3 protein-coding genes are annotated in these 3,510 nt (G+C 37.3%); 1 reads left to right on the top strand and 2 read right to left on the bottom strand.

The genetic code is table 11. From position 1 onward, the window contains the following. Positions 1 to 212: 212 nt before the first annotated feature. Entirely contained in the window at positions 213 to 875 is a 663-nt protein-coding gene (locus K6984_RS30280) for an IS6 family transposase (protein WP_221898659.1), read from the top strand. 367 nt (positions 876 to 1,242) lie between these two features. On the opposite strand, the gene K6984_RS30275 is transcribed toward K6984_RS30280, so the two are convergent. Further along, complete coding sequence (locus K6984_RS30275; protein ID WP_221898658.1) at positions 1,243 to 1,671, bottom strand: hypothetical protein; 429 nt, start codon at positions 1,669 to 1,671, stop codon at positions 1,243 to 1,245. Positions 1,672 to 2,147: 476 nt separating this feature from the next. Continuing rightward, on the bottom strand, positions 2,148 to 3,140 hold the full coding sequence (locus tag K6984_RS30270; protein ID WP_221894956.1) for an IS30 family transposase: 993 nt from the start codon (positions 3,138 to 3,140) through the stop codon (positions 2,148 to 2,150). Positions 3,141 to 3,510 lie beyond the last annotated feature (370 nt).

Raw genomic sequence — 3,510 nt, 5'->3', positions numbered from 1 at the left:
GGGGCAATAGGGTTCTGTATAAAGGGGGTGGGTGGTTTAAATTCCACTCCTGTTTATAGGTTCTGACGAAAGTCTTATTGAAAGTAGAAACCCTTCAATAAGACATAGCACTAAACAAGCCTACATCAAGGCCGATCGGTTCTGTCGCATAAATCCCCCTTCCCGACGTTATCTGCTATCCTAATTCTCAATTTCAATAAAAGGTGGATCATATGCTCAGCTTCAAAGGCACTCACTTCCCAAAAGATGTCATTCTTTATGCTGTTTTCTTTTATGTCAGGTATGGCGTTTCGTATCGCGACCTTGAAGAAATTATGGAAGAAAGAGGTGTTGAAGTGGATCATGCTACGCTCAATCGTTGGGTTATCCGTTATTCTCCTGCCATTGCTGTAAAAGCTAAATCTCAGAAACGAGAAACCAATAAGTCGTGGCGCATGGATGAAACGTATATCAAAGTGAAGGGGCAGTGGACCTATTTATACCGAGCTGTTGATAGTCGCGGGGATACGCTTGATTTCATGCTTTCTGAGCGCCGTGATGAAGAGGCTGCAACCGCATTTTTCAAACAAACGATTAACAATAATGGCTTTCCTGATAAGGTCGTTATGGATAAAAGTGGCGCTAACTATGCAGGATTAGCCAATATTAACCTCTTGTTAATCCTTGCTGGGTTTGCCACTATGATCGACATATTACAGGTTAAATATTTGAATAACATCATCGAACAGGATCATCGATTTATCAAAAAAATAACAAAACCAATGATGGGCTTTAAAGCGTTTCACTCCGCTCAAGCAACCATTGATGGAATTGAAACAGCACATATGATGGTTCTGTCGCAAAAACCAAAAATAGCCTATTACCTACGATCATAAGATTTAAGTTCACCCAAAGTAGGTTTGCATGCTCAACTAAAAATGGCGCCATTTTTTAAGTAATTATTTTCCTGAACACCAAATCATACCTGGCTTATCCATTCAATTATCCCGATGAGTTGATAATATTGTCTCCTCCATGATACTTTGTCATGAGAGGCATAAAAACAGGTTTATAGCCGAGTTTACACAAATACTTATCTTTTGCGACAGAACCTGAGACTGTTCTTATCCTGCATAGTGTTTTTATCCATTTGCCGCATAAAAACAAGTTACAGTTTATTTTTACACGAATATTTATTTTTTGCGACAGAACCATAATTGTTGCGGCGTATAAAACTCACCCGCTTTTTTTCCAGAACCCTTTTTATGGGTTTGGCTGATGAAGCCTGTCACCTAGATAATACAATCCCCAGAAACTGGTTATAATCATTTGCCAAAATAGTAAAAGAAACATCAGGGTAAATAAACCAGATGACAAAATATGCCATGATTCATGGATAATTTCTTTGAATGGCACATAGAAAGATGTGGCAAAAATTGCAAGTACAATAATAATTAAACTTTCTGCTGTGAGAAAAGCAAACATTGAACACAAAAACCTTCTTCTAGTTAGCTCAATAGCTACACTTTTCCCCTGAACCAAAATATCTATCTTTGGAGCTGGTGCAGGCATTGTTTTATCTATGTCCGTCTTATTAAAGGTTGCAATTGCTGCTAGAGCGGCAATGTAGAACCCTGGAAGAACTTGAACGAAGCCAAGTATTTTAGTAATTATTCCACTATTTGAATACAAAGATACCTGACCAAATTGCTTCAGCCAAAATATTAGAATAGTTGATACTATGGCGAGTAACAATGGATAAATCCAATCCACTTTCCATTTGAGTTGATGCTCAATAGAAAGATAGGATAATGGACGAAGAAGATGCCTAATCATTGTGTTCCAGGAGTAGCAATTCTTTCATTTTATCGAGGATAGATTTGTCGGGTTTATCGTAAGATGATTTTAAATTATAATTAAAATTATCCAGCTTCTCTTTTTTTACATAATGTTGTACTAATCCATCGGCGGTGTTCATGTTTACGGTTCTATCAAGGCCTGATTGTGTTTTGAGTTTTATCCTTGCGTGACTGTAATTGTTTTTTTCTTTTTTAAATAACTTTACAATGCGACCATATTTATTTGCGATATTGTTTTCATTATCTTTGAGTGTTAGGACAAGTGTTTTGCATTTTTCTTTAACATAGCCTTCTTCATCAAACCTGAATTCAAGTCATAAGTACATAACCCAATAAATTTTTCATATCTATCCCAGTCAGCTCTTCAAATACCTCATAAGGTGTTTTGTAATTGAGACACTTTTTAGGGCGACTATTTAGCTTATCAACGGCTATAAAAACCTCTTTTATCGTAACATCAATCAACTCCATTACTTTAGGGAAATACTGTCTTAATAAGCCATTAGCGTTCTCATTTTGCCCTCTTTCCCAAGAGCTGTAGGGAGTCGCAAAATACGTATCACAGCCTAGTGCTTCTGCTATTTTTTCATGCAGGGTAAACTCTTTCCCGTTATCAAAAGTAATTGTTTTAACAAAGCTTTTTATAGGATCAAGCATTAAAATAGTTGCGTCTAATACATATTGAGCCTTTTTCCCCGCTAAAGGGAAGGCCAACCGTAATTTAGAGACTCGCTCATCCAACGTTACAATCGCCCCTTTGTGATTTTTCCCAATGATTGTATCTGCCTCCCAATCACCTATACGCTTACGGTTGTTGACCTCTTCAGGACGCTCATCTATATCGACTCTATTAGGGATTCCTGTCCTATTATGGGCTGACCCATACCGCTTGCGATAGGTTTTGTTCTGATGCCGAAGATGCTTGTATAGTTCACCCCCTGCCTTTTTGTCCGCCAGAATATGCTGGTAGATTGTTTCATGATGAAGACTAATTATACCTTCTTGTTTTAACCGCCCTGCAATCTGCTCAGGACTCCAGTCATCCTCAATGCGAACATTAACAATGCCTTTTATTTCATCCGTTAATTTAACCTCTTTAGGCTTGTTTTTGTGTCGTTCTTGGGCAAAATCTTCTGCTTGTTTATGCCTGTAGCCTCTTTGACCTGTATTGCGTTTAATCTCGCGTGAAATATTGCTTTGGCTTCGTTCTAAGGCTTCTGCTATTTTATTCTGTGAAGTTCCCTTTTTTAATTCAATTTCTATATAATATCTTTCTTCAGGACATAGGTGTGTATAGCTCATTTGTAGCCTCTGTAAATTGTTTGGTAGCTGTTTACTTTACACCTATGTCTTGTCTTAATTCAACAGGTGTTAGTCTAGCCAATACTTGCAGAGGGTTATGCACTTATTATACGAATTCAGGTCTCTCAAATGGTGCGCATTACAGAGTGAATGGGTGCAATCATATTTACTGAAGTTTCCCAATTATTGAGTAGCTGAAATACACAATGCTGGTGTATCGAGGTTTATTTTAGGTGGTTTTGCCATGTTTATAGCAAACCCCTACTTAATTCCCCTTAGGCAATAGCATTTGAAACGAATGAAAAGACTATTTTTTTCATATAGTTGTAGCATAGTTTCAATTTTACCATAAATAATTATTGGGAAACTT

The sequence above is a fragment of the Bathymodiolus japonicus methanotrophic gill symbiont genome (genome assembly GCF_019721995.1).
Lineage (GTDB): Bacteria > Pseudomonadota > Gammaproteobacteria > Methylococcales > Methylomonadaceae > Methyloprofundus.
This window is presented reverse-complemented; position numbering and strand designations above follow the sequence as displayed.

Bases quoted from the DNA above. Each gene is read 5' to 3' on its own strand.
- K6984_RS30280 (WP_221898659.1), top strand. From the start codon at position 213: ATGCTCAGCTTCAAAGGCACTCACTTCCCAAAAGATGTCATTCTTTAT.
- K6984_RS30270 (WP_221894956.1), bottom strand. From the start codon at position 3,140: ATGAGCTATACACACCTATGTCCTGAAGAAAGATATTATATAGAAATT.